The sequence below is a fragment of the Streptomyces sp. NPDC006134 genome, from assembly GCF_040628835.1.
In the GTDB taxonomy this organism is placed as follows: domain Bacteria; phylum Actinomycetota; class Actinomycetes; order Streptomycetales; family Streptomycetaceae; genus Streptomyces.
Genome location: NZ_JBEXTV010000063.1, coordinates 1 through 21,481, shown reverse-complemented (window position 1 = coordinate 21,481; position 21,481 = coordinate 1). Strand labels below are relative to the sequence as shown.

The window sequence follows — 21,481 nt, the reverse complement described above, 5'->3', positions numbered from 1 at the left end:
GCGTCAGGAGGGGCCGCCGGGGGCGCCCAGGCCCGTCAGGGCGCCCACCGGGTCGAGGTCGGGGGTGCCGCGGGGCCACCAGTCCTCGCGGCCGGGTTCCGACTCGTAGGCGTACCACAGTCCGTCCCGGCCCAGGCGGAGCTGGACGTGGCCGAGGGGGTGGGTGAGGCGGTTGCGCCAGGGGCGGAAGGCGGGGAGGTCGGCGGCGAGGAGGAGAGGCCGCGCGCGGTCGAAGCGGCCGGCCGGCGGGTCCCAGGGCTCTTCGAGGACGGTGAGTCCTTCCAGGCCGCCCTGGCGCCAGGCGGCGACCGCGCGCGCCAGGTCGGCCGTGGTGCGGCCGGTGGCGGCGGCGAGGGAGGCGTACAGGGCCCGGGTGGCGGCGGTGAGACCGGAGCCGGGGCGGGCGGCGGCGAGGCGGACGGCGTCCTGCCACAGCGTCAGGCCGCCGACCGGGTCGCGGCCCGTGGTGAGCAGCGCGTGCGCCCGGGCGGCGGCGTCGGTGGCCAGCTGGTCCAGCGCGAAGGGGTCCGGGCCGCCGGGCGCCGCCGGGTAGACGGGGAGCTGCTCCGGGTGCGGAGGCGCGGGCAACGGGGCCGGGAGCGGAGGGAGCCGGCGTGGCGTCAGGACCTCGCTCGCCCGTACGCCGGGCAGGGGCGCCGGTTGCCCGGACCGGGCGGCGCGGGCCGCTCGGGCGGCGCTGAGCCGGGACAGGGCGTCGATCAGCTCGCGTTCGCCGCGTCCGCGCAGCAGGAGCAGGACGAAGGGATCGGCGTCCAGCAGTCGTGCCGTCTGGTAACAGAGGGCGGCGGCGTGCTTGCAGGGGTGGCCGGAGTCGGGGCAGTTGCAGTGCGGGGCGAGGTCGCCGGGGCCGGGGAGCAGGGGGACGCCGCAGTCCGCGAGCGAGGGGGGCAGTTCCTTGTCGAGGAGGGCGGCGATGTGTCCCGGCCGCTCGGCGGCGGTGTCCAGGAACCGCTCCCACGCGGCGTCGTCGAGCGTGCGCAGCCGCAGCTGCACCCGGTAAGGGCGCGGACGGCTGCCCCGGACGTACGCGAGCACGAGCCCGGGCGTCACGGTGATCGCGTCGACGTGCCCCCGCTCCGCGTAACCGCGCCCGCGTGCCAGCCGCTCGGGGTCCGGCGCGGCCTCCTCCAGCGCGGTGACCCATGCGTTGCCCCACCACGTCTCGGCGAACCCGCCGTCGGCCGTCGTACGGGCGGGGAAGGCGGGAAAGGTGCGCCGGTGCTCGCCGTCGCGCCCCGGGGCGGCCATGGAGGGGGGAACCTGGGGTGGGGCGGGTGGCGCGGAGGAGGTACAGCCGGGCGGCGGACCGGACGGACCGGACGGTTCCGGCTGCCGCGACGCGCCGGCCGGGGAGCCCGCGGGCGGCTCGGGGAGCCCGGGAAGACCGGGAGACCCGGCGGCGGGGGCGGGTGCCTCCCCGGCAGGGGCGGGTGCCTCCCCGGCGTGGTCGGTCTCGGGCGGCATCCGGAACGCGTCCTTGAGCAACTCCCGTACGGCACGGGCCCGGACGGCGTCCTCGGTACGCGAGGTATTCCGGGCGCGAGGGGCGGAAGGCACGGAAGGCACGGAAGGCGAGAGAGGCGCGGAAGGCCCGGGGCGGGACGGGCGGGACGTGCTTCCGGTCTCCCCGGCCGTGTCACCGGCGCGGGTCTGCCGCGCTTCCCGGAGGGCCGCTCGCAGGGCCTCACGCGCGGCGTCCCCGGGGCGGGCGCCGGGCCGGTCGCCCGCGGTGCGCCGGGCTGGCGGGACAGGGCTGTCGGTGCGGTCGGTGCGGGATGCGCCGACGGGCCGGCGCGGCTCCCGGAGCGGGAGACCGTCCGGCTTCACCTCACGAGCACGCGCGGACGAGCCCGGAGCCGGCCCGTCCCCAGACGGCCCATTTCCGGCCGGCCCATTTCCGGCCGGCCCATTTCCGGCCGGCCCATTTCCGGCCGGCCCATTTCCGGCCGGTCCGTCCCCAGCCGGTCCGTCTCCGGTCTGTCCGTCTCCGGTCTGTCCGTCTCCGGTCTGTCCGTTCCCGTCCCATCCATTCCCGGCCCCGGCCAGCCCGTCCCGGGCCGGTCCGTCTCCGGCCAATCCCTTCCCGACTCCGGCCGGCCCGGCCCCGGCCGATCCGACCCCGGCCGGCCCGGCCCCGGCGGCCGAGTCGTCGGTACCGCGCGGTGCGGTGCGCCGTGCGGACACCGCCCGCCGCAGCGCCGCCCGGGCCTCATCGGCCGGACGAGGGCCGGGGCGCCCGTCACCGTCCGCCGGAGGTGTCACCGCCCCGGCGGGTGCGCCGAGGCCGGCGGAGCCTCCCGCCTCCGCGTCGTCATCGGCTTCCGCACGCCGCGCGTCGGCCACGGCCGCCTCGGCATCCGTGAGGGCCGCGCCTTCCGCGACCCGCGCGGCAGCGTCCGCGCGTTCCGTGGTCTCACCGGCACCGGCGGTCTCCGGCGCCGGGTCCGTCTCGGCGGTGCGCGGCGGGGACGCGGCGCCGGCCGGGCGCCGGTCCGGCGTCTCCTCCTGCCGCTTCCGTGCGGCCCGCAGGGCGCGGCGGGCCTCGTCGGCGGGTCCGGGCGTCATGTCGGCCTCCGCAGGGACACCAGGTCGGACAGTTCGCGGTCCGTCAGTTCGCTGAGGGCGGTCTCGCCGGAGCCGAGGATCGCGTCGGCCAGGGCCCGCTTGGCCTCCAGCATCTCGGCGATGCGGTCCTCGACCGTGCCCTCGGTGATCAGGCGGTGGACCTGGACGGGCTGGGTCTGGCCGATGCGGTAGGCGCGGTCGGTGGCCTGCTCCTCGACGGCCGGGTTCCACCAGCGGTCGAAGTGGACGACGTGACCGGCGCGGGTGAGGTTCAGGCCGGTGCCGGCCGCCTTCAGGGAGAGCACGAGGACGGGGGTCGCGCCGGCCTGGAAGCGGTCCACCATGCGCTCCCGCTCCGGTACGGGCGTACCGCCGTGCAACAGCTCCGCGGGGACCGCGCGGGCGGCCAGGTGGGAGGTGATGAGGCGGGCCATGCCGACGTACTGGGTGAAGACGAGCGCCGAGCCGTCCTCCGCGAGCACGGTGTCCAGCAGCTCGTCGAGGAGGGCGAGTTTGCCGGAGCGGGCGGCCAGGCGGTCACCGGCTCCGGGCGGGTGGTCCTCCTTCAGGAAGAGCGCGGGGTGGTCGCAGATCTGCTTCAGGGAGGTGAGCAGTTTGAGCACCAGCCCGCGGCGGGCCATGCCCTGCGAGGACTCGATGGCCAGCATCGACTCGCGCACCACCGCCTCGTACAGCGCGGCCTGCTCGCGGGTGAGCGGGACGGGGTGGTCCGTCTCGGTCTTCGGCGGCAGCTCGGGGACGATCCCCGGGTCGGACTTGCGGCGGCGCAGGAGGAAGGGGCGGACGAGGCGGGCCAGGCGCCGCACCGCCTCGTCGTCCTCGCCGTTCTCCGCCGCGCGCGCGTGCCGGGCGCGGAAGGATTTCAGCGGGCCGAGCAGGCCGGGGGTGGTCCAGTCGAGCAGGGCCCACAGCTCGGAGAGGTTGTTCTCCACCGGGGTGCCGGTCAGGGCCACGCGGGCCGGGGACGGGATGGTGCGCAGGGCCTTCGCCGTGGCCGAGTAGGGGTTCTTGACGTGCTGCGCCTCGTCGGCGACGACCATGCCCCAGCGCTGCCCGGCGAGCTCCGGTGCCGCCGACCGCATCGTGCCGTACGTGGTGAGGACGAAACCGCCGCTCAGTCCGTCCAGGCTGCGGTCGGGGCCGTGGAAGCGGCGGACGGGGACGCCGGGGGCGAACCGGTGGATCTCCCGCTGCCAGTTGCCGAGCAGCGAGGCCGGGCAGACCACGAGCGTCGGTTCGCTGCGCGCCCGCTTCAGGTGCAGGGCGATGAGGGTGACCGTCTTGCCCAGGCCCATGTCGTCGGCGAGGCAGCCGCCGAGGCCGAGGGAGGTCATCAGGTCCAGCCAGGCCAGGCCCCTGAGCTGGTAGTCGCGGAGGGTGGCGTGCAGGCCGGGGGGCGGCTCGGCCGGGTCCACGCCCGCGGTGATGCGGTCGCGCAGCGCGGCCAGGGCGCCGACGGGCACCGCCTCCACCGTCTCGCCGTCGGCCTCGGCGCTGCCGGTGAGCGCGACGGACAGCGCGTCGACCGGGTCCAGCAGTCCCAGCTCCCGCTTGCGGGCCCGGCGGACGAGGGCCGGGTCGACCAGGACCCAGCGGTCCCGCAGCCGTACGACGGGGCGGTGGGCCTCGGCGAGCGTGTCCATCTCGGCCTCGGTCAGCGCGTCGCCGCCGAGGGCGAGCTGCCAGTGGAACCGCAGCAGCTCCCCGCTCTCGAAGAAGCCGGTGCCGTCGGTCGCCGAGCCGGGGGCGGGTGTGACCGCCGCCGTCGCGGTCAGGTCCTGGGCCAGGTCGCGGGGCCAGTGGACGGCGACCCCGGCCGCGGCGAGCCGGGTGGCCGCGACGCCGAGCAGGTCGCCGAGCTCTTCCTCGGACAGGGCCAGGACGTCGGGCACGTCCTGGCGGGCGAGCCGGTCGAGCGGCGGCCAGACGCGGGCCGCGCGGCGCACCGCGAGGGCGGTGTCCACGCGCGCGCGAGGTCCGAAGGCGGCGTCCGCCGTGCCCGCCCACAGGTCGGCGGCGTCGGCCACCAGGGTGGGGTCGGCGAGGCTGTGCACCTGGACGATCGCCGCGCCGGCGCCGCGGGCCCCGCCGGTGTCGTCGCCGCGGTCGAACAGGTCGTACGCCGACAGGTCCAGGCGGAGCGAGATCCGCACGCCCGCGTCCATGCCCGCGGCGACCTCCGCCGCCCAGTCGTGGGCCGTGGGCAGGTGCCGGGGCTCGCGCGCGGCGAAGGGCCTGCCCGAGGCGTGGGGCGCGGCCGGGGTGCGGGGCAGGATGTCCGCGACCGCGTCCAGGAAGGCGCGCATCAGCGCTTCCGGCTCGGGGAGCCGGATCGGCCCCGGGCCGTCCAGCGGCACCGCGTGTCCCTCCGGGGGCAGGGCGGCGGCCACCGCGCGCAGGTGCGCGAGGTCGTCCGGGTCCAGCGGTCCGGCCCGCCAGGCGTCGTGGCCCGTCGCCGTCAGTCCGGGCAGCAGCCGGCCGCGCGCGGTGAGCCGCAGGGCGTGCAGGGCGGCGGCGCCCCAGCAGGCGGTGGCGGGGTGGGCGGCCGAGGCGTGCCGGGCGCGGACCAGCAGGGGCAGGGCCTCGGCGAGCGGGAGCGACAGCGCGGGCGTGGTCCTGCGCCGTACGCCGGTGCCGTGCCGCCGTACGACGGTGAGCTCGGTGTCCGGGGCGGGCAGGCCGCCGCCCTCGGGGTCCCAGAAGGCGACCCGGCCCTCGCGCGGGAGGGGCGCGGGCAGGAAGACGGCGGCGAGCCGGAGGGAGACGTCCCGGGAGACGTCCGGGGCGGACTCCCGCGCCGCCTGCGCAGGCCCGGGCAGCGCGGTCCTGTCGCTCATACGTCTTGCCCCCCTCCCGCCCACGGGTCCGATCGGATGTCTTCGACTCTACGGGCGGGGTCTGACAATCGGCCCCGGCGGCCGGCCGGGCGGCGACGGATGGCCCCGGGCCACACCGCCGGACCCGGGCAACACCGCCGGACGCCGGGCCGGAAGACCCGCGCCCGGCTGCTGCGGCCCGCGCCCCCGGCTGCCGAGTCCCGCGTCCCGGCTCCGTTCGCCGGAAAACCGTGCGGGACGTCAGAGAACCGTGCGGGACGTCAGGGAACCGTGCGGGAGACGACGTACACCATCGGACGGTCCGGGTCGGCCGTGCCGACGACGATGTCGTGCGTGGGGGCCGGGTTCTCCTGCTCGTGGACGAGGCCCTGCCAGGGACCGGGGCCGGTGAGCTCCCAGCCGGTGATCCGCTGGTCGCGGCCGCTGATGGTGATGCGGTCCCGTTCGAGGTCGTCCCGGTGGACGCCCACGCCCGCGAGGAAGGCGTCCAGCCCCGCGGCGGTGGTCTCGAACTGGACGTACAGGCGGCTGGTCTTCCAGTTGTTCGTCTCGTAGTACGCGACCTTGGCGGCGGGGTGCGGGACGGGCACCTGGTAGATGCGGCGCTGCAGCTTGGACGGCCAGCCCTCGGTCAGGCCGGTCGCCGAGTACTTCTTCTCCTTGTCCCGGCCGCTGTCCCGGCTCTGGTTGGCGGAGATCACCAGGTAACCGGCCGGGATGCCGATGAGGAGCACGATGATGAGCAGGGTGAGGGCCCTGCGGCGGATCACGCGGCGGCGGTCCCCGGCCGGGTTCCCGGAGGTCTCCGGGGACCCGGGGCCCTCCGGGGCTCCGGTCCGCTGCGGCGGGGCCTCCGTCACGACGCCTCCCGGGCCGAGCGGCGGGCCTGTGCGTACTTCTCGTAGCGCTCGTGCCGCTCCACCCGGCGCCGCTTGGCCCGGCGGAAGCGGCGGGCGACCAGGCGGGCCAGGTCGGCGGCGCCGACCATGCCGGCCTCGGGGCCGAGCTGGGCGCGGACGATGCGGGCCTCGGGGCGGTAGCCGCGGCCGGTGAGCTGGCGTTTGAAGGCGTCGCGGGCGGGGCCGATCAGCAGGTCGTCGGCGGCGCTGACCCCGCCGCCGATGACGAAGCAGGACGGGTCGAGGGCCGCGGCGAGGTTGGCGATGCCGACGCCGAGCCACTGCCCGATGTCCTGGAGCAGCTCGATGCACATGGCGTCGCCCTCGCGCGCCAGCTCGGTGATCATGGGGCCGGTGATGTCGGAGATCTGGCCCTTGACGTGCTCGATGATCCCGTACGCCACCGGCGAGTCGGCCGCGGCCAGCTCGCGGGCCTCCCGGACCAGGGCGTTGCCGGAGCTGTACTGCTCCCAGCAGCCGCGGTTGCCGCACGGGCAGCGGTGGCCGCCGGGGACGACCTGCATGTGTCCGAACTCGCCGGCGACGCCGTACTTGCCGCGCTTGACCTGGCCGTCCTCCAGGATCGCGCCGCCGATGCCGGTACCGAGCGTGATCATGACGAGGTGGTCCTCGCCGCGGCCGGCGCCGAAGCGCCACTCGGCCCAGGCGGCGGTGTTGGCGTCGTTGTCGACCAGGACGGGCACGGAGAGCCGGCCGGAGAGGCGGTCCCTGAGGGGTTCGTTGCGCCAGGACAGGTGGGGGGCGAACAGCACGCGGTTGCGGTCGGCGTCGACCCAGCCGGCCGCGCCGATGCCGACGGCGTGCACGTCGTGCCGGTCGGACAGGTCCAGGACCAGTTCGACGATGGTGTCCTCGACGACCTGGGGGCTCTTGGACTTGTCCGGGGTCTCCGTGCGGAGCTTCTCCAGGATGTTGCCGTCGGCGTCGACGACGCCCGCCATCACCTTCGTGCCGCCGATGTCGATGCCGACGGTGGGCACGCGGGGCGCCGTCAGGTGCGAGCGGCGCTCCCGGGTGCCCACCGTGCGCAGCACGGTGGCCCGGCGGGAGCCGATGGGGGCGGTGAGGTCGCGGTAGGTGCTCATCGGGGCCGATTCTGCCGTACGCTCACGCTGCGTGTCGTACGGGGAGTGACGGAATGGCGCCCGGCCTGCCCCGGTATACCCCGGTGCGCACCGCCCGTGGGCGCGTCGTGGCCGGCCGGGCGGTTCCCCGTCCTCCTAGGGGCGTTGCAGCTCGTGGCGGAGGTCGTCCAGTTCGTTGCCGCCCGCCATCTGACGGGTCAGCTCGTCCAGGGTGATCTCCTCCCGTGTGTGATTCCCCACCATCGTGCCCCGCTTCAGGAGCACGAACCGGTCCCCCACCAGGTACGCGTGGTGCGGGTTGTGGGTGATCAGCACGACGCCCAGACCCTGGTCCCGGGCCGCCGCCACGTACTTCAGCACCACGCCGGACTGCTTCACGCCGAGCGCCGCCGTGGGCTCGTCCAGGACCAGCACCTTCGCGCCGAAGTACACCGCGCGGGCGATCGCCACGCACTGGCGCTCGCCGCCGGAGAGGGTGCCGATGGGCTGGTCCACGTCGCGCAGGTCGATGCCCATGCGGAGCAGCTCGGCGCGGGTGGTCTCGCGCATGAGGTCGACGTCCAGGCGCTTGAAGGGGCCGGTGCCCTTGCGCGGCTCGGAGCCGAGGAAGAAGTTCCGCCACACCGGCATCAGGCCGACGACGGCCAGGTCCTGGTAGACGGTCGCGATGCCGCGGTCCAGGGCCTCGCGCGGGGAGGACAGGCGGGTCTCCTCGCCCTCGATGGCCAGCGTGCCGGCGTCGTGCTGGTGCAGACCGGCGATGATCTTGATGAGGGTGGACTTGCCGGCTCCGTTGTCGCCCAGCACGCAGGTGATCTCGCCGGCGTGGACCTGGAGCGAGACCCCTTCGAGGGCGCGGACGTTTCCGTAGTGCTTGCCGACGCCGGACAGCTCGACGAGCGCCGTACGCGGTGCGGTCTGCGTCACTTGGTGGCCTCCGCGCGCTTGCGGACCCAGGCGTTGAGCAGGGTCGCGAGGAGCAGCATGGCTCCGAGGAAGAACTTGAACCAGTCGGGGTTCCACTCGGCGAAGACGATGCCCTTGCTGGTCATGCCGAACAGCAGCGCGCCGACTGCCGAGCCGATGGCGCTGCCGTAGCCGCCGGTGATCAGGCAGCCGCCGATGACGGCGGCGATGATGTAGATCAGCTCGTTGCCGACGCCCTCGCCGGACTGGACGACGTCGTAGGAGAAGAGCAGGTGCTGGCCGGCCACCCAGGCGCCGAAGGCGACGCCCATGTAGAGGCCGATCTTGGTCTTGTTCACGGGGACGCCGACGGCGCGGGCGGCGTCCTGGTTGCCGCCGACCGCGAAGATCCAGTTGCCCGCGCGGGTGCGCAGCAGGATCCAGCTGGCGACGGCGACCATCGCGAGCCACCACACGATGGTGATCTTGATGTCGGCGCCGCCGACGGTGAGCGTCGAGGCGAAGACGTCGCGGGCGGAGGGGAAGCCCTCCATGTCGGCGATGGTCTTGGTGGAGACGGTGCCGTCGATCAGCTTGGTGAAGCCGAGGTTCATGCCGGTCAGCATCAGGAAGGTGCCGAGCGTGATGATGAAGCTGGGCAGCCTCGTGCGGGTCAGCATGAAGCCGTTGAAGGCGCCGATGGCCAGGGTGACCAGCAGGGACACGCCGACGCCGACCCAGACGTTGGCGGTCATCTGGTAGCTGAACATCGACGAGATCAGCGCCGAGGAGGTGACCATCACGCCCGCGGACAGGTCGAACTCCCCGCCGATCATCAGCAGCGCGACGGGCACGGCCATGATGCCGATGGTGGAGGCGGCGTACAGGACCGTGCCGAGGCTGGAGACGCGCAGGAAGCTGTCGGCGGCCAGAGCGAAGAAGACGAAGACCGCGAGGGCGCCGACGACCGAGCCGAGCTCGGGGCGGCCCAGCAGCTTGCGCAGCGGCGAGGTCCGCAGGACCCTCTCGTCCCCGCCGTCCGTGGTCTTCGTGCCGGTGGTGGCGCTCATCGCGTTCCCCGCTTCGTGAAGTCCGCCAGCGCGTCGGCGTCGTCCTTGGTGATGATCTGCGGCCCGGTGAGCACCGGCCGGCCGCCGCCGAGGACGTCGGCGTTGTACTTGTACAGCCACAGCAGGTCGACCGCCTGGTAGCCCTGGAGGTAGGGCTGCTGGTCGACGGCGAAGCCGAGGGTGCCGTCCTTCAGGCCGGCGGCCACCTTGGCGTTGAGGTCGAAGGTGTCGATCTCGGCGTCGCTGTTCGCGCCCTGCTTGGCCTTCACGGCGGTGTCGGCGTACGGGGCGCCGAGCGTGACGACGGCGTCGACGGACCTGTCCGTCTGGAGCTTGGCCTCGATGGCGGACTGCACGTCGGGCATGCTGGTGCCGTTGACGTACAGCCGCTGGACGGTGCCGTCGAAGGTCTTCTCCACGCCGTCGCAGCGCTGCTCGTGGCCGACGTTGCCCTGCTCGTGCAGGACGCAGACCGCCTTCTTCCGCTTGCGCGCGTTCAGCTGCTCGCCGACCGCCTCGCCGGCGATCGTCTCGTCCTGGCCGATGTGGGTGAGCGCGCCGAACTCCTTCGACTCCGCGGAGCCGGAGTTCACGGTGATCACCGGGATGCCCGCCTTGCGCGCGCGGGCGACGGCCGCCTTCATCGCGTCGGGCTTGGCGAGCGTGACGATGATCCCGTCGACCTTCTTGTCGACGGCCGCGTCCACGAGCTGCGCCTGCTGCTGCGCCTCGTCGTCGTGCGAGTACAGGAAGTTGATGTTGTCCTTGACGGCGGCCTGTTCGGCGCCGCTCTGGACGATGTCCCAGAAGGTGTCGCCATCGCCCGAGTGGGTGATCATCGCGAAGGTCCAGCGCGGTGTGTCCACCGCCGCCCTGCCCTGGGCCGCCGCGGCCTTGCGGGCGTCCTCGGCGCGCTTGCCGCCGGTGCTGCTGCATCCGGCGAGCGACAGCGACAGCGCCCCTGCCACCGCGATGCCTACCCAGGTCCGAAACCGTGCCACGAGGCCGTGCCCTTCTTGCCGTGCTCTGTCGTACGTGGGGGCCGGTTCTCCCACCGGCCCCAAACGCCCCATTGTCGGACATGGGCCTCCGGCACCCTGCCTCCGGGGAGCATACGTCAGTCATTTTGTCCGAACATTAGGAAGAAGTCGGTCGGTCGGCCTCGGGGGCGGACAGGCACGGAACCTCGCGGGACAGACGGACACGAGGCCCTCGCGGAACGGGCAGACACGAGGCCCTCGCGGAACGGGCAGACACGAGGCCCTCGCGGAACGGGCAGGTGCGAGGCGCTCACGGAACGGGCAGGCACGGGGCGCTCACGGAACGGGCAGGCGCGAGACGCTCGGGGCCGCGGGAGCGGCGTGCGCTCACGACCGCACGAGCAGCTGGAACTCGAAGGAGTAGCGGGACGGCCGGTAGACGTGGGTGCCGAACTCGACCGCGCGGCCGGTGTCGTCGAAGGTGGTGCGCTGCATGGTCAGCAGCGGGGTGCCCTCGGCCTCGCCGAGCCGCTCCGCCTCGACGGCGGTGGCGGCGCGGGCGCCGATGGACTGGCGGGCGCTGTGCAGCGTGATCCCGGCGGCGCGCATCAGCCGGTACAGACCGGTGGCCTCCAGCTGCTCGGTGCCCAGATCGAGCAGGCCCGGCGGGAGGAAGTTGCACAGGTACGCCATCGGCTCCCCGTGCGCCAGCCGCAGCCGCTCCACCCGGTGCACGTCACCGCCCTCGGGGACGCCGAGGGCGGCGGCGATCTCCATGTCGGCGGGAACCACGGTGTTGACCAGGACCTTCGTGGCCGGACGCTGCCCCGCCGCCTCCAGGTCGTCGTAGAGGCTGCTGAGCTCCAGGGGCCGCTTGACCCTGCTGTGCACGACCTGGGTGCCGACGCCGCGGCGGCGCACGAGCAGGCCCTTGTCGACGAGCGACTGGATGGCCTGGCGGACGGTGGGCCGGGACAGGCCGAGGCGCGCGGCGAGGTCGATCTCATTGCCCAGCAGGCTGCCGGGTGTCAGGTCCCCGCGCTCGATCGCCGCCTCCAGCCGCTGCGAGAGCTGGAAGTACAGCGGCACGGGGCTGCCGCGGTCCACGGTGAGATCGAGCGGCACGGTCGGGGCCCTTTCCGGTTTCGGCACGGGCCCGAGCGTAACTCCGTGCGCTGATGACGGGAAGTCGTGTAGTCAGGTTGTCCGGACATGGGCGTTGACAGCGGGCGGGCTCCGAGCCCACCGTGAGGGCATGCGCATCGGGGTCATCGGTACGGGCCGGATCGGCACCGTCCACGCGAACACGCTCAGCCGCCATCGTGACGTCGGCTCGCTGATCCTGACGGACACGGACGCGGCACGGGCGCAGGAGCTGGCGCAGCGGCTGGGCGAGACGGCGGCGCCGGGGGTGGACGAGATCTTCCGGTGGGGCGTGGACGCCGTGGTGATCGCGACGGCGACCCCGGCCCACGCCGGGCTGATCGGCCGGGCGGCGCGTGCGGGGCTGCCGGTGTTCTGCGAGAAGCCCATCGCGCTCGACCTGCCCGGCACGCTGCACGCGCTCGCCGAGGTCGAGGCGGCCGGGACGGTCCTGCACATGGGTTTCCAGCGCCGCTTCGACACGGGCTACGCGGGGGCGCGGGAGGCGGTACGGTCCGGGCGGCTCGGGCGGCTGCACACCGTCCGGGCGCTGACGAGCGACCGGGAGCCGCCGCCGGCCGCGTATCTGCCGGGGTCCGGCGGGCTGTACCGGGACACGCTGGTCCACGACTTCGACATCCTGCGCTGGGTCACCGGGCAGGAGGTCGTCGACGTGTACGCGGCCGGGTCCGACGCCGGTCCGCCGATGTTCCGCGCGGCGGGCGACGTCGACACCGGCGCGGCGCTGCTGACCCTCGCCGGCGGCACGCTCGCCACGGTGACCGCGACCCGGCTCAACGGCGCGGGCTACGACGTCCGCATGGAGCTGGCCGGGGAGCTGGACCAGATCGTCGTCGGCCTGGACGACCGGACGCCGGTCGCGTCCACCGAGCCGACCGGGCCGCCGGCCGCCGACAAGCCGTGGACGGGGTTCGTGGAACGCTTCGGGCCCGCCTACGAGGCGGAGTTGTCGGCGTTCGTCGAGGTGGTGCGCGGTGAGCGGGCCAATCCCTGTGACGGGCGGGAGGCGTTGCAGGCCCTGCGGATCGCCGAGGCGTGCGAGCTGTCCCGGCGGGAGCACCGGCCGGTGCATCTGGCGGAGATCCCGGGGGCGGCGGAGTCGGTGGCGGGGTGACCGGCCGGGCCGGCCTCGTCGGCGCCCCGCCTGCGTACGGGACGCGGCGAGACGCGGGACCTCTTCACCGAACGGGCGTCACCAGCGCACCGGCAGGCTGCGCACCCCCCGTATCAGCATGCCCGGCAGCCACTCGCCGGGCGGGCCGTCGAGGGCCAGGTCGGGGGCGCGCTCCAGCAGGGTGCGGATCGCCGTGCGCGCCTCCAGACGGGCCAGCGGGGCGCCCAGGCAGTAGTGGATGCCGTGGCCGAAGGCGAGGTGGCCGCGGGTCTCGCGGTGGAGGTCGAAGCGGTCCGGGCCGGGGTAGCGGCCGGGGTCACGGCCGGCGGCGGCGAGGCCGATCATCACCGCCTCGCCCTGCGCGATGGGCACGCCGCCTATCTCCAGCGGCTGCGCGGCGTACCGGAACGTCGCGTTCTCCACCGGTCCCTCGTAGCGCAGCACTTCCTCGACGACCGCGTCGGTCAGGCTCGTGTCGGCGCGCAGGGCGGCGAGCCGGTCCGGGTGCCGCAGCAGGGTCAGGACCGTGTTCGTGATGAGGTTGACCGTCGTCTCGTGGCCCGCGATCAGCAGGACGTAGGCCATGCCGCGCAGTTCCCCGGGGGAGAGCCGGTCCCCGTCCTCGGTGGTGATCCGGATCAGGTCGCTCAGCAGGTCGTCGCCCGGCCCCGCGCACCGCTTGTCCTCGATCAGGTCGGTGAGGTAGGCGGCGAGCCGCGCGATGGCGTCGTGTTCGCTCTCCGCGCTGGTGGGGGCGACCGTCTCCGTCGACATCTTCCGGAACGCGTCGCGGTCCATCTCGGGCACGCCGAGCAGTTCGCAGATCACGCTGATCGGCAGCGGGTAGGCGAAGGACTCCACGAGGTCGGCGCGGCCGTGCGGCAGCATCGCGTCCAGCAGGTCGTCGGTGATCCGCTGGATCCGCGGCGCCAGCCGCTCCACCCGGCGCATGGTGAAGGCACGGGAGACGAGCCCGCGCAGCCGGGTGTGCTGGGGCGGGTCGGCGACCAGCAGGTACTTCCCTATCAGCTCCTCGTCCAGCGGCCGCACGCCGATCCCGCCGGGGTCCTTGGCCAGGCGCGGATCGGCCAGCGCCGCCCGTGCCTCCTCGTACCCGACGACGAGCCAGGTCTCGAAGCGGTTGGGCTCGGGCGGCAGTACGCGGTGGACCGGGCCTCGGGCACGCAGTTCGGCGTACACCCGGTGCGGGTCGGTGCGGAACGCGTCGCCGTACTCACCCAGATCGATGACATCCGTCATGGTGGTCCCCCCTCTCGTCCCGCCCAACGTACGACGGCGCGCGTTCGTGCCCGTCGGCGCCCCTCACATGCCCGTCAGTCCGTGCCGTGAGGCGCTCGCGCGCGGGTGCGCCGGGTGCCGGCGGCGGCCGGAGGTCCTGGGGCGCGGTGTCCGCGCCCGCGACGCCGATGCCGGCCACCGGCAGGAAGCAGGTGGAGCCGACCGCACGATCGCGCGCCGTGCACCGGGCGGGCGGCAGAGCCGCACAGCGCGGATCCTGCCGTGGGGAACTATGGAGGTACTGCTGAGGGCGGCCCGGTTCCTGACGCCGCGTCCATCAGGTCGCTCAGCCGTTTCCCAGCTTGAATCCCACCCCTCGTACGGTGATGATCCAGTCGCTTCCCCCCAGTTTGCTGCGCAAACTGCTGACATGGGTGTCCACGGTGCGACGGGACCAGGAATCACCCCAGACCTGCTGCAGCAAACGCTTTCTCGGAATGACGGACCCGGGTTGCGCGGCAAGAATGCAGAGCAGATCGAATTCTTTACGTGTCAGCCCCACCCCCCGGCCGTCGAGGGTGACCTCCCGTGAATTCAAGTCAATATGCAGCGGGCCGTACTGAATCTCGCGGGCCGCGGGGCTCCACGCACCGCGGGTCCGGCGCATGACCGCCTCGATACGGGCCATCAGTTCCCGGAATCCGTAGGGCTTGACGACGTAGTCGTCGGCGCCTGCCTGCAGCCCCAGAACCAGGTCGACCTCCGAGTCCCGCCCGGTGACCGCGATCATGGGCACACAACTGACCGCGCGAATCGCCTTGCAGACCTCCAGGCCGTCGAGATCGGGCAGGTCGAGATCGAAAAGGACCAGATCGACGCCCTCGTGGGCGCTGAGCGCGGCGCAGCCCCGCGCCACGTGATCGACCGTGTGTCCGTGCCGCCGCAGGGCACCGACGAGCGGTTCGGCCTCGGCGGGGTCGGTCTCGACGACGAGAATGCGCCAACTGGTCGTCGGCTGCGGCGCCGAACGGGTGGGCGGCGGTGGCTCCTCCACCGTGGCCGAACGGGCACGAGCACCGCGCTGGGCAGGTATGACAGGCTCCGACTGCACTTCCGGTAAGCGATCAACCATGGTTTCCCCCGGCCACTTCCAGGACGTCATGCAGGTCGAACTCGGCGCAAACCTACCCCGCCAACGGTAATCGATACAAGGAATTTTGCCGTGAATACCATGTTGCGCCTTCGTGAAGCAGCATTGCGCCTATACGGAGTTGCCCGGTCATAAGATTTCGGCATACCGAGAAGCCGGGGCGAAACCGGCGTACTCCGTCGGCCGGTAAGCCGTCCCGGAATTCCCGCAGAGTGGCTTGAACTCATTCCGGCCGGCCCCGCCTCAGGCGTGCGCGGCGGAACTCTCCGACGCGTCCGCGCGGTCACCGGCGACGAGGATCCGGCGCAGGAGCTCCGCCAGCACATGACGCTCGGCCGTCGTCAGCTCTCCCAGGAAGCCGTCCTGTGCCCGCCGCGCCGCCTCCAGCAGGTGGCGCTGGAGCCGCTCCCCTTCCGGGGTCAGCGCCACCACCTGCCGGCGGCGGTCGGCCGGGTCACGGGTGCGCTGCACCAGACCGCGCTGCTCGACCGTGTCGAGGTAGCCGACGAGATGACTGCGGTTCAGGCCGAGCCGCGCGGCCAGTTCGTGCTGCGGCAGCGGCCCGAAGTCGGCGAGGGCGGTGAGCGCGGCGAAGTGCGGAAGCCTCAGGCCGTGCTCGCCGACGGCGGCGACGAGCGACTCGTGACCGAGCCGCGCGACATGGCTGACCAGGTACGAGGGCAGTGCCAGCAGGCTCGGCGGACGGCCGCCGGCGTCACCGGCGGGCACGTCGGGAGGGCAGGCGTCGGCTTCCTTCATGCCTCGGAGCATAACCCGAAAGTGGACCTGGACGTAAGGATTACGTCGTGCAACCATTACGTGATGACATTAATTCGCCGTGCAGCCGGCGCCCGTCGTCGCGTCGCGCTGCCCGCACCTCGAAGGACCACACCATGACCGACTCGAAGACCACCCAGGGCTCACCGCCGGCCGCGCCGGCCGCGCCGGGTGTCGCGGCGCCGTTCACCGCCCTGCTGATCGCGGTGCTCTCGTTCTCCCTGATGCAGACGATGGTCGTGCCCGCCCTGCCCGACCTGCAGCGGGAGTTCGACACCAGTACGACCGTGGTCTCCTGGGTGCTCAGCGCGTTCCTGCTGACCTCCTCCGTGGCCACCGCCCTGCTCGGCCGGGTCGGCGACATGTTCGGCAAGCGGCGCGTCCTCATCGCCAGCCTGACGGTCTTCGCCCTCGGCACGCTGCTCGCCGCGGTGTCGAACTCGATCGGCATGCTGATCGCCGCACGTGCCGTGCAGGGCGTCGGATCGGCCGCCTTCCCCCTCGCCTTCGGCATCGTCCGCGACCAGTTCCCGCGCGAACGCGTCCCGGTCGCCATCGGCTTGATCAGCTCCACCTTCGGCATCGGCTTCGGCGTCGGGCTCGTCATCCCCGGCCCCCTCGTCGACGCCCTCGGCTGGCACTGGATCTTCTGGGCCGGCCTGGTCGTGATCGTGCTGGGCATCCTGGCGGTCGCCGCGTTCATCAAGGAGTCCCCCGTCCGTTCGCCGGGCCGGATCGACTGGACCGGCGTGGTGCTGCTGAGCGCGGGCGTGGTGGCGCTGCTCATCGCCATCAGCCAGGGCAAGTCCTGGGGCTGGGGCTCGGGCGGTGTGATCGGCCTGTTCGTCGCGGCCGTGGTGCTGCTCGCGGTGTTCGTGGCGGTGGAGAGCCGGCTGCGGGAACCGCTCGTCGACATCCGGCTGCTGCGCCGGCCCGCGGTCGCGACCTCACACGTGACCGCGCTCATCATCGGGTTCGGCATGTACGGCGCGTTCACCCTGGTGCCGCTGCTCGCCCAGACCCCGCCGCAGGCGGGCTACGGCTTCGGCGCCTCGGTCACCGAGGCCGGCCTGTTCATGGTGCCCATGGCCGTCACCATGCTGTTCGCCAGTCCGCTCGCCGGCCGGATCGGTGCCGCCGTGGGCTTCAAGCTGCCGCTCGTGCTGGCCTGCCTGATCGGTGTGCTCGGCTTCGTGGTCTACGCCGGCGCGCACGACGAGAAGTGGACGATGTACACCGGCTCGGCGGTGCTCGGCATCGGTGTCGGCTTCGCCTTCGCCGCCCTGGCCAACCTCGTGGTGAGCGCCGTGGAGCCGAGCCAGACGGGCGAGGCGACCGGCATCAACACGATCATGCGGACCATCGGCGGTTCCCTGGGCGCCCAGATCGCCGCCTCCCTGGTCGCGTCCGACACCGTTCCGGGCACCTCGATCCCGGCCGAGTCCGGATACACCACGGCGTTCACGATGTCGGCGATCGCGCTGGGTGTGGCGACCCTGGCCGCGCTCGCCGGTCCCGGCCGGCTGCGCAAGGCTCCGGCCCCGGCCAAGACCCCGGCCCGGCCGAGCCGTTCCACCACCGCCTGAGGAGCGCCGTCCATGCCCGACTACGGTCACGACGTTCTCTTCGGCACCGTCCTGCTGCCCGCCGCCGGGCAGGCGCAGGACGCCGTCGCCCTGGCCCGGTCGACGGACCGGGCCGGGCTGGACCTGCTGAGCGTCCCCGACCACCCCTACCAGCCGGGTTTCCTGGACGCCTGGACGGTGCTGGCGGTGGCCGCCGCCGTCACCTCCCGGGTCCGGGTCTTCCCCAACGTGGCCAACCTGCCGCTGCGTCCGCCCGCGGCCCTGGCCCGCACCGCGGCGAGCCTGGACCGGCTCAGCGGCGGACGCGTCGAACTCGGCCTGGGCGCCGGTGCCTACTGGGACCGCATCACCGCCGAGGGCGGCCCGCACCGCACTCCCGGGGAGGCCGTCACCGCCACCCGCGAGGCCGTGGAGGTCATCCGGGCCCTGTGGTCCCGGGGCGGGCGGGCGCATGTGGACGGCAAGCACTACGGCCTGTACGGGGCGGCACCGGGTCCCGAGCCGGCGCACGGCATCTCGGTCTGGATCGGGGCGGTGGGGCCGCGGATGCTGCGGCTGACCGGCGCGGTCGCGGACGGCTGGCTGCCCAGCGTGCCGCATGTGCCGCCGGGCCGGCTCGCCGCGGGCCAGCGCATCGTCGACGAGGCGGCCGTCGAGGCGGGCCGCTCGCCGCAGGCGGTGCGCCGGCTGTACAACCTCTCCCCCGGCGACGGCGGCTTCCCGCGCGGCGGGCCGGCCGACTGGCCCGAGCAACTGGCCGAACTGACCCTGGAGACGGGCACCAGCGCGTATCTGCTGCCCGCCCACCATCCGGAGCTCGTCCAGATCTTCGGCCAGGAGGTGGCGCCCGCCACCCGGGAGCTGGTCGCCGCGGCCCGGGCCCGGCGTGACGGGGCGCGGACGGACCGGGTCCCGGCCGCCGGCGCCCCGTCGCCGGACGCGGTGTCCGGGAACGCGGTGTCCCGGGGCGCGGCCGGGGCCGCCCGCGAGGCCGGACGGCCGTTGACCGTACGGCCCACGCCGGACCCCGGGCTGCGGCACAGTGCCGTACGCCTGTGGGACGAGGCGTCCCGGCCCACCGGTCCGCCCTCGGACCCGGGGCGGCGCTACACGCCCCGGCAGGAGGAGCCGGCCAGGAACCTGATCGCCGCGCACGACCAGCTCCGCGAGGACCTGGCCCGGCTGCGGGAGATCGTCGGCCAGGTGCTGGCCGAGACCCTGGACGCGGGGCAGGCGCGCTCGGAGCTGCAGAAGCTGAGCATGCGGCAGAACTCCTGGACGCTCGGCGCGTACTGCGCGTCGTACTGCCGGGTGACCACGCTCCACCACCTGCGGGAGGACGACGACCTGTTCCCGCATCTGCGCAGAGCGCAGCCGGAACTGGGGCCGGTCCTGGACCGGCTCGCCGAGGAGCACCACGCCATCCACGGGGTCATCGAGCGGATCGACCGGGAACTGGTGGCCTCCGTCGGCAGTGAGGACCTCGGCCCCGAACGGATGCGGGGCCTGCGGGAGGCGGTGGACCTGCTGACCGACGCGCTGCTGTCCCACCTGTCCTACGAGGAGCGGGAGCTGATCGAGCCGATGGCCCGGTTCGGCACGGGCTGGTAGCCCGGCCGGCCCGCCGCCGGGTCACCGCCCCGGCGGCGGGCCGTCGTCCGGGCCCGTCGCCACGGGGCGTGCGGGCTCCGCCGACCAGGCGGACCAGGACCCCGGGTAGAGGGCCGCGGTGTCCATCCCGGCCAGTTCCAGCGCCAGCAGGTCGTGGCAGGCGGTGACCCCGCTGCCGCAGTAGACGATCACCTCGGTCCCGGGGCGCGCGCCGAGCGCCGCGTAGTGCGCGGCCAGCTGTTCGGGCGGGGCGAAGGTGCCGTCGGCGGACAGGTTGGCGGACCAGGGGGCGCTGCGGGCGCCGGGGATGTGGCCGGACCGCACGTCGGTGGGCAGGACGTCGGCCCCGGAGTACCGGCCGGGCGCCCGGGCGTCCAGGACGACGGCGGTGCCCGCCGCGGCCCGTGCCACCTCGTCGGCCGACCGCAGCAGGTCCCGCGGCCAGTCGACCGGGGTGCGCTCCACGGGGTCACGGGTGACCGGCCCGGTCTCCAGGGCTCCCGGCCAGGCGGCGAGTCCGCCGTCGAGCAGGGCCGCCGGCTGCCCGGTCCGGCGCAGCAGCCAGACCAGGCGGGCCGCGTAGGCGCCGCCGTTGTCGTCGTAGGCGACGACGGTGGTGTCGTGGCCGATGCCGAGGGCGCCGAGCGCCCGGGCGAAGGCGGCGGGGCCGGGCAGCGGGTGCCGTCCGCCGGTGCCGTCCGGCGGCGCGGACAGCACGGTGTCCACGTCGACCCAGACGGCACCGGGCAGATGGCCGGCGAGATGGGCGTCGTGGCCGCTGCGGCCGTCCGGGTACCAGCGGACGTCGGCCAGGACGGTCTCCGCGCGGTGTTCGCCGAGCCACCCGGCGTCGACGACGGGGGCGAGCGGAAGGGGGGATGCGTTCACGTCGGCTCCTGTCACTCCTTGCGGTGGATGTGCTCGGCGGCCAGCCGCAGCAGCACGCGTTCGCCCTCCGCCCGCCGCACCCGCTCGCTGCCCGTCCACTTGCCGAAGGTGGTCCGGGCCAGCCGCAGCGCGGCCTCGCCCCGCTCGACGCCGACGACCCGGGCGCGCACCTCGATGTAGCGGCGGCTGTCGGCGGAGTCGAGCAGGAGCAGGTTGACGCGCGGGTCGGCCATCACGTTGCGGTACTTCTGCCGGGCGGTGTGGGTGCCGACGAGCAGGTGCTCCTCGTCGGCGTGCGGCCACACCAGGCTGGTCTGGGGGCGGCCGTCGGGCATCAGCGTGGTGAAGACGCCCAGGGTGCGGGCGGTGGCGAGGACGCGGACGTCGTCGTCAAGCATCCGCGACCGCCTCCCTCCCGGCGCCGGCCGGCCCCCACTCCCGTACCTGGGGCAGCACCTCGGCCGCCACCAGTTCCGTGGCGGCCTGCACGTCCGCGTACGGGATGCCGCCCACGTCGATGGCGAGCAGGTGCAGGTCGTGGCCCCAGGCTTCCCGCAGCCGTCCGAGCCGGTCGACGGCCTCGGCGGGGCTGCCGCAGATCGCCGGGCCGTCGTCGCCGGTGTAGCCGTCGAAGTCCAAGGGCACCGCGGGGCCGGTGGTGCCCGGCTTCTGCACGTCGAGGTAGGCGTTGATGTAGGCGGACCAGTGGGACCGCGCCTGCTGCGAGGTCCTGGCGACGAAGACGTGGCTGGCCGCGCCCTGGCGGCCGGGCGGGCCGGGGTGCCCGTGTTCCCTCCACAGCCGGCGGTAGGCGTCGAAGACCGGGACGAACTCGGCCGGCCGGCGCGCCGTCGTGCCCACGACCATCGGCAGCCCGTGGTCGACGGCGAGCCGTACCGAGTCCAGCCCGGTGCCGCCGCTGATCCAGAACGGCGGCCGGGCCTGCACCGGCCGCGGCTGCACGAGCACGTTCTCCAGCGGCGGCCGGAACTCGCCCCGCCAGCTGACCCGTTCCTCCGTCCACAGCTTCAGCAGCAGTTCGGTGCCCTCGCGTTTGCGGGCGGCCTTGCTCTCGGGGGCCTGCCCGAAGACGGCGTACGGCTCGGGGAAGAAGGAGCCGCCGAGGATCATCTCCAGCCGTCCGTCACAGAGCAGGTCGACCAGCGCGTAGTCCTCGGCGACCAGCACCGGGTCCCGGTTGGCGAGCAGGGTGGCGCCGGTGGCCAGCCGGATGGTGGAGGTGTGCTCGGCGATCGCGGCCAGCACCGGCGGCGGCGACGGGATGACGTCGCGTTCCCCGAAGTGGTGCTCGCCGATGGCGTACCAGGCGAAACCGAGCCGCTCGGCCTCGGCGGCCGCCCGCACGACGTCCCGCAGCCGCCGGCGCTGTGTCAGGCGGGTGCCGGTGAGCGGGTCCGGGAGCAGACTGCCGAAGGTGATGAGACCTAACTCCATGAGGTGTCCTTAAGAATGTTGGGCGGTCCGGGAGGACCGGGTGTGGCTGATGAGGTGTTTGCCGTTGATGGCTCCCGGAGAATGGCCGCCCG

17 protein-coding genes are annotated in these 21,481 nt (G+C 74.0%); 3 read left to right on the top strand and 14 right to left on the bottom strand.

Annotated features, from left to right (window positions below; all coding sequences use genetic code 11):
- Positions 1–3: 3 nt before the first annotated feature.
- The 8 genes from ABZ340_RS30750 to ABZ340_RS30715 all read right to left on the bottom strand — a co-directional run bounded on the left by ABZ340_RS30750 (position 4) and on the right by ABZ340_RS30715 (position 11,530).
- A complete protein-coding gene (locus ABZ340_RS30750) occupies positions 4–2,283 on the bottom strand; it encodes an SWIM zinc finger family protein (protein WP_358785155.1) in 2,280 nt (759 codons plus the stop codon).
- A 299-nt stretch (positions 2,284–2,582) separates the two neighbouring features.
- A complete protein-coding gene (locus ABZ340_RS30745) occupies positions 2,583–5,444 on the bottom strand; it encodes a DEAD/DEAH box helicase (RefSeq protein ID WP_358785136.1) in 2,862 nt (953 codons plus the stop codon).
- A gap of 260 nt (positions 5,445–5,704) precedes the next feature.
- On the bottom strand, positions 5,705–6,304 hold the full coding sequence (locus tag ABZ340_RS30740) for a sugar kinase (protein WP_358785135.1): 600 nt from the start codon (positions 6,302–6,304) through the stop codon (positions 5,705–5,707).
- The gene (locus tag ABZ340_RS30735; protein ID WP_358785134.1) at positions 6,301–7,449 is read right to left on the bottom strand and encodes an ROK family glucokinase; all 1,149 of its coding nucleotides are present in this window, start codon (positions 7,447–7,449) and stop codon (positions 6,301–6,303) included. Before ABZ340_RS30735 ends, ABZ340_RS30740 begins: the two co-directional genes overlap by 4 nt.
- A 135-nt stretch (positions 7,450–7,584) precedes the next feature.
- The gene (locus ABZ340_RS30730) at positions 7,585–8,376 is read right to left on the bottom strand and encodes an ATP-binding cassette domain-containing protein (RefSeq protein ID WP_358785133.1); all 792 of its coding nucleotides are present in this window, start codon (positions 8,374–8,376) and stop codon (positions 7,585–7,587) included.
- On the bottom strand, positions 8,373–9,425 hold the full coding sequence (locus tag ABZ340_RS30725) for an ABC transporter permease (RefSeq protein ID WP_358785132.1): 1,053 nt from the start codon (positions 9,423–9,425) through the stop codon (positions 8,373–8,375). The genes ABZ340_RS30730 and ABZ340_RS30725 overlap by 4 nt, the downstream gene beginning before the upstream one ends.
- Positions 9,422–10,426: a sugar ABC transporter substrate-binding protein gene (locus ABZ340_RS30720; protein ID WP_358785131.1), complete on the bottom strand. Its 1,005-nt coding sequence runs from the start codon at positions 10,424–10,426 to the stop codon at positions 9,422–9,424. The genes ABZ340_RS30725 and ABZ340_RS30720 overlap by 4 nt, the downstream gene beginning before the upstream one ends.
- A 366-nt stretch (positions 10,427–10,792) precedes the next feature.
- Positions 10,793–11,530: a GntR family transcriptional regulator gene (locus tag ABZ340_RS30715; protein WP_358785154.1), complete on the bottom strand. Its 738-nt coding sequence runs from the start codon at positions 11,528–11,530 to the stop codon at positions 10,793–10,795.
- A 130-nt stretch (positions 11,531–11,660) separates the two neighbouring features.
- Between ABZ340_RS30715 and ABZ340_RS30710 the strand changes: the two genes are divergently transcribed.
- Positions 11,661–12,683, top strand: a complete 1,023-nt coding sequence (locus ABZ340_RS30710; protein ID WP_358785130.1) for a Gfo/Idh/MocA family oxidoreductase — start codon at positions 11,661–11,663, stop codon at positions 12,681–12,683.
- Positions 12,684–12,761: 78 nt separating this feature from the next.
- Here the strand turns inward: ABZ340_RS30710 and ABZ340_RS30705 are convergent, their stop codons facing one another.
- The 3 genes from ABZ340_RS30705 to ABZ340_RS30695 form a co-directional block, all read right to left on the bottom strand.
- Entirely contained in the window at positions 12,762–13,943 is a 1,182-nt protein-coding gene (locus ABZ340_RS30705) for a cytochrome P450 (RefSeq protein WP_358785129.1), read from the bottom strand.
- Between the two features lie 325 nt (positions 13,944–14,268).
- A complete protein-coding gene (locus ABZ340_RS30700) occupies positions 14,269–15,084 on the bottom strand; it encodes a response regulator transcription factor (protein ID WP_358785128.1) in 816 nt (271 codons plus the stop codon).
- Positions 15,085–15,315: 231 nt separating this feature from the next.
- The gene (locus ABZ340_RS30695) at positions 15,316–15,831 is read right to left on the bottom strand and encodes a MarR family transcriptional regulator (RefSeq protein ID WP_358785127.1); all 516 of its coding nucleotides are present in this window, start codon (positions 15,829–15,831) and stop codon (positions 15,316–15,318) included.
- Between the two features lie 134 nt (positions 15,832–15,965).
- Between ABZ340_RS30695 and ABZ340_RS30690 the strand changes: the two genes are divergently transcribed.
- Positions 15,966–17,435, top strand: a complete 1,470-nt coding sequence (locus ABZ340_RS30690) for an MFS transporter (protein WP_358785126.1) — start codon at positions 15,966–15,968, stop codon at positions 17,433–17,435.
- Between the two features lie 12 nt (positions 17,436–17,447).
- The gene (locus tag ABZ340_RS30685) at positions 17,448–19,046 is read left to right on the top strand and encodes an LLM class flavin-dependent oxidoreductase (protein ID WP_358785125.1); all 1,599 of its coding nucleotides are present in this window, start codon (positions 17,448–17,450) and stop codon (positions 19,044–19,046) included.
- Between the two features lie 21 nt (positions 19,047–19,067).
- On the opposite strand, the gene ABZ340_RS30680 is transcribed toward ABZ340_RS30685, so the two are convergent.
- Genes ABZ340_RS30680 through ABZ340_RS30670 form a run of 3 tightly spaced genes read right to left on the bottom strand, consistent with a single transcriptional unit; the run spans position 19,068 to position 21,389 of the window.
- Positions 19,068–19,934: a sulfurtransferase gene (locus ABZ340_RS30680; protein WP_358785124.1), complete on the bottom strand. Its 867-nt coding sequence runs from the start codon at positions 19,932–19,934 to the stop codon at positions 19,068–19,070.
- A gap of 11 nt (positions 19,935–19,945) precedes the next feature.
- Positions 19,946–20,332 (bottom strand): TIGR03618 family F420-dependent PPOX class oxidoreductase, encoded by a 387-nt coding sequence (locus tag ABZ340_RS30675; RefSeq protein WP_358785123.1) that lies wholly within the window; start codon positions 20,330–20,332, stop codon positions 19,946–19,948.
- A complete protein-coding gene (locus tag ABZ340_RS30670) occupies positions 20,325–21,389 on the bottom strand; it encodes an LLM class flavin-dependent oxidoreductase (RefSeq protein WP_358785122.1) in 1,065 nt (354 codons plus the stop codon). Before ABZ340_RS30670 ends, ABZ340_RS30675 begins: the two co-directional genes overlap by 8 nt.
- Positions 21,390–21,481 lie beyond the last annotated feature (92 nt).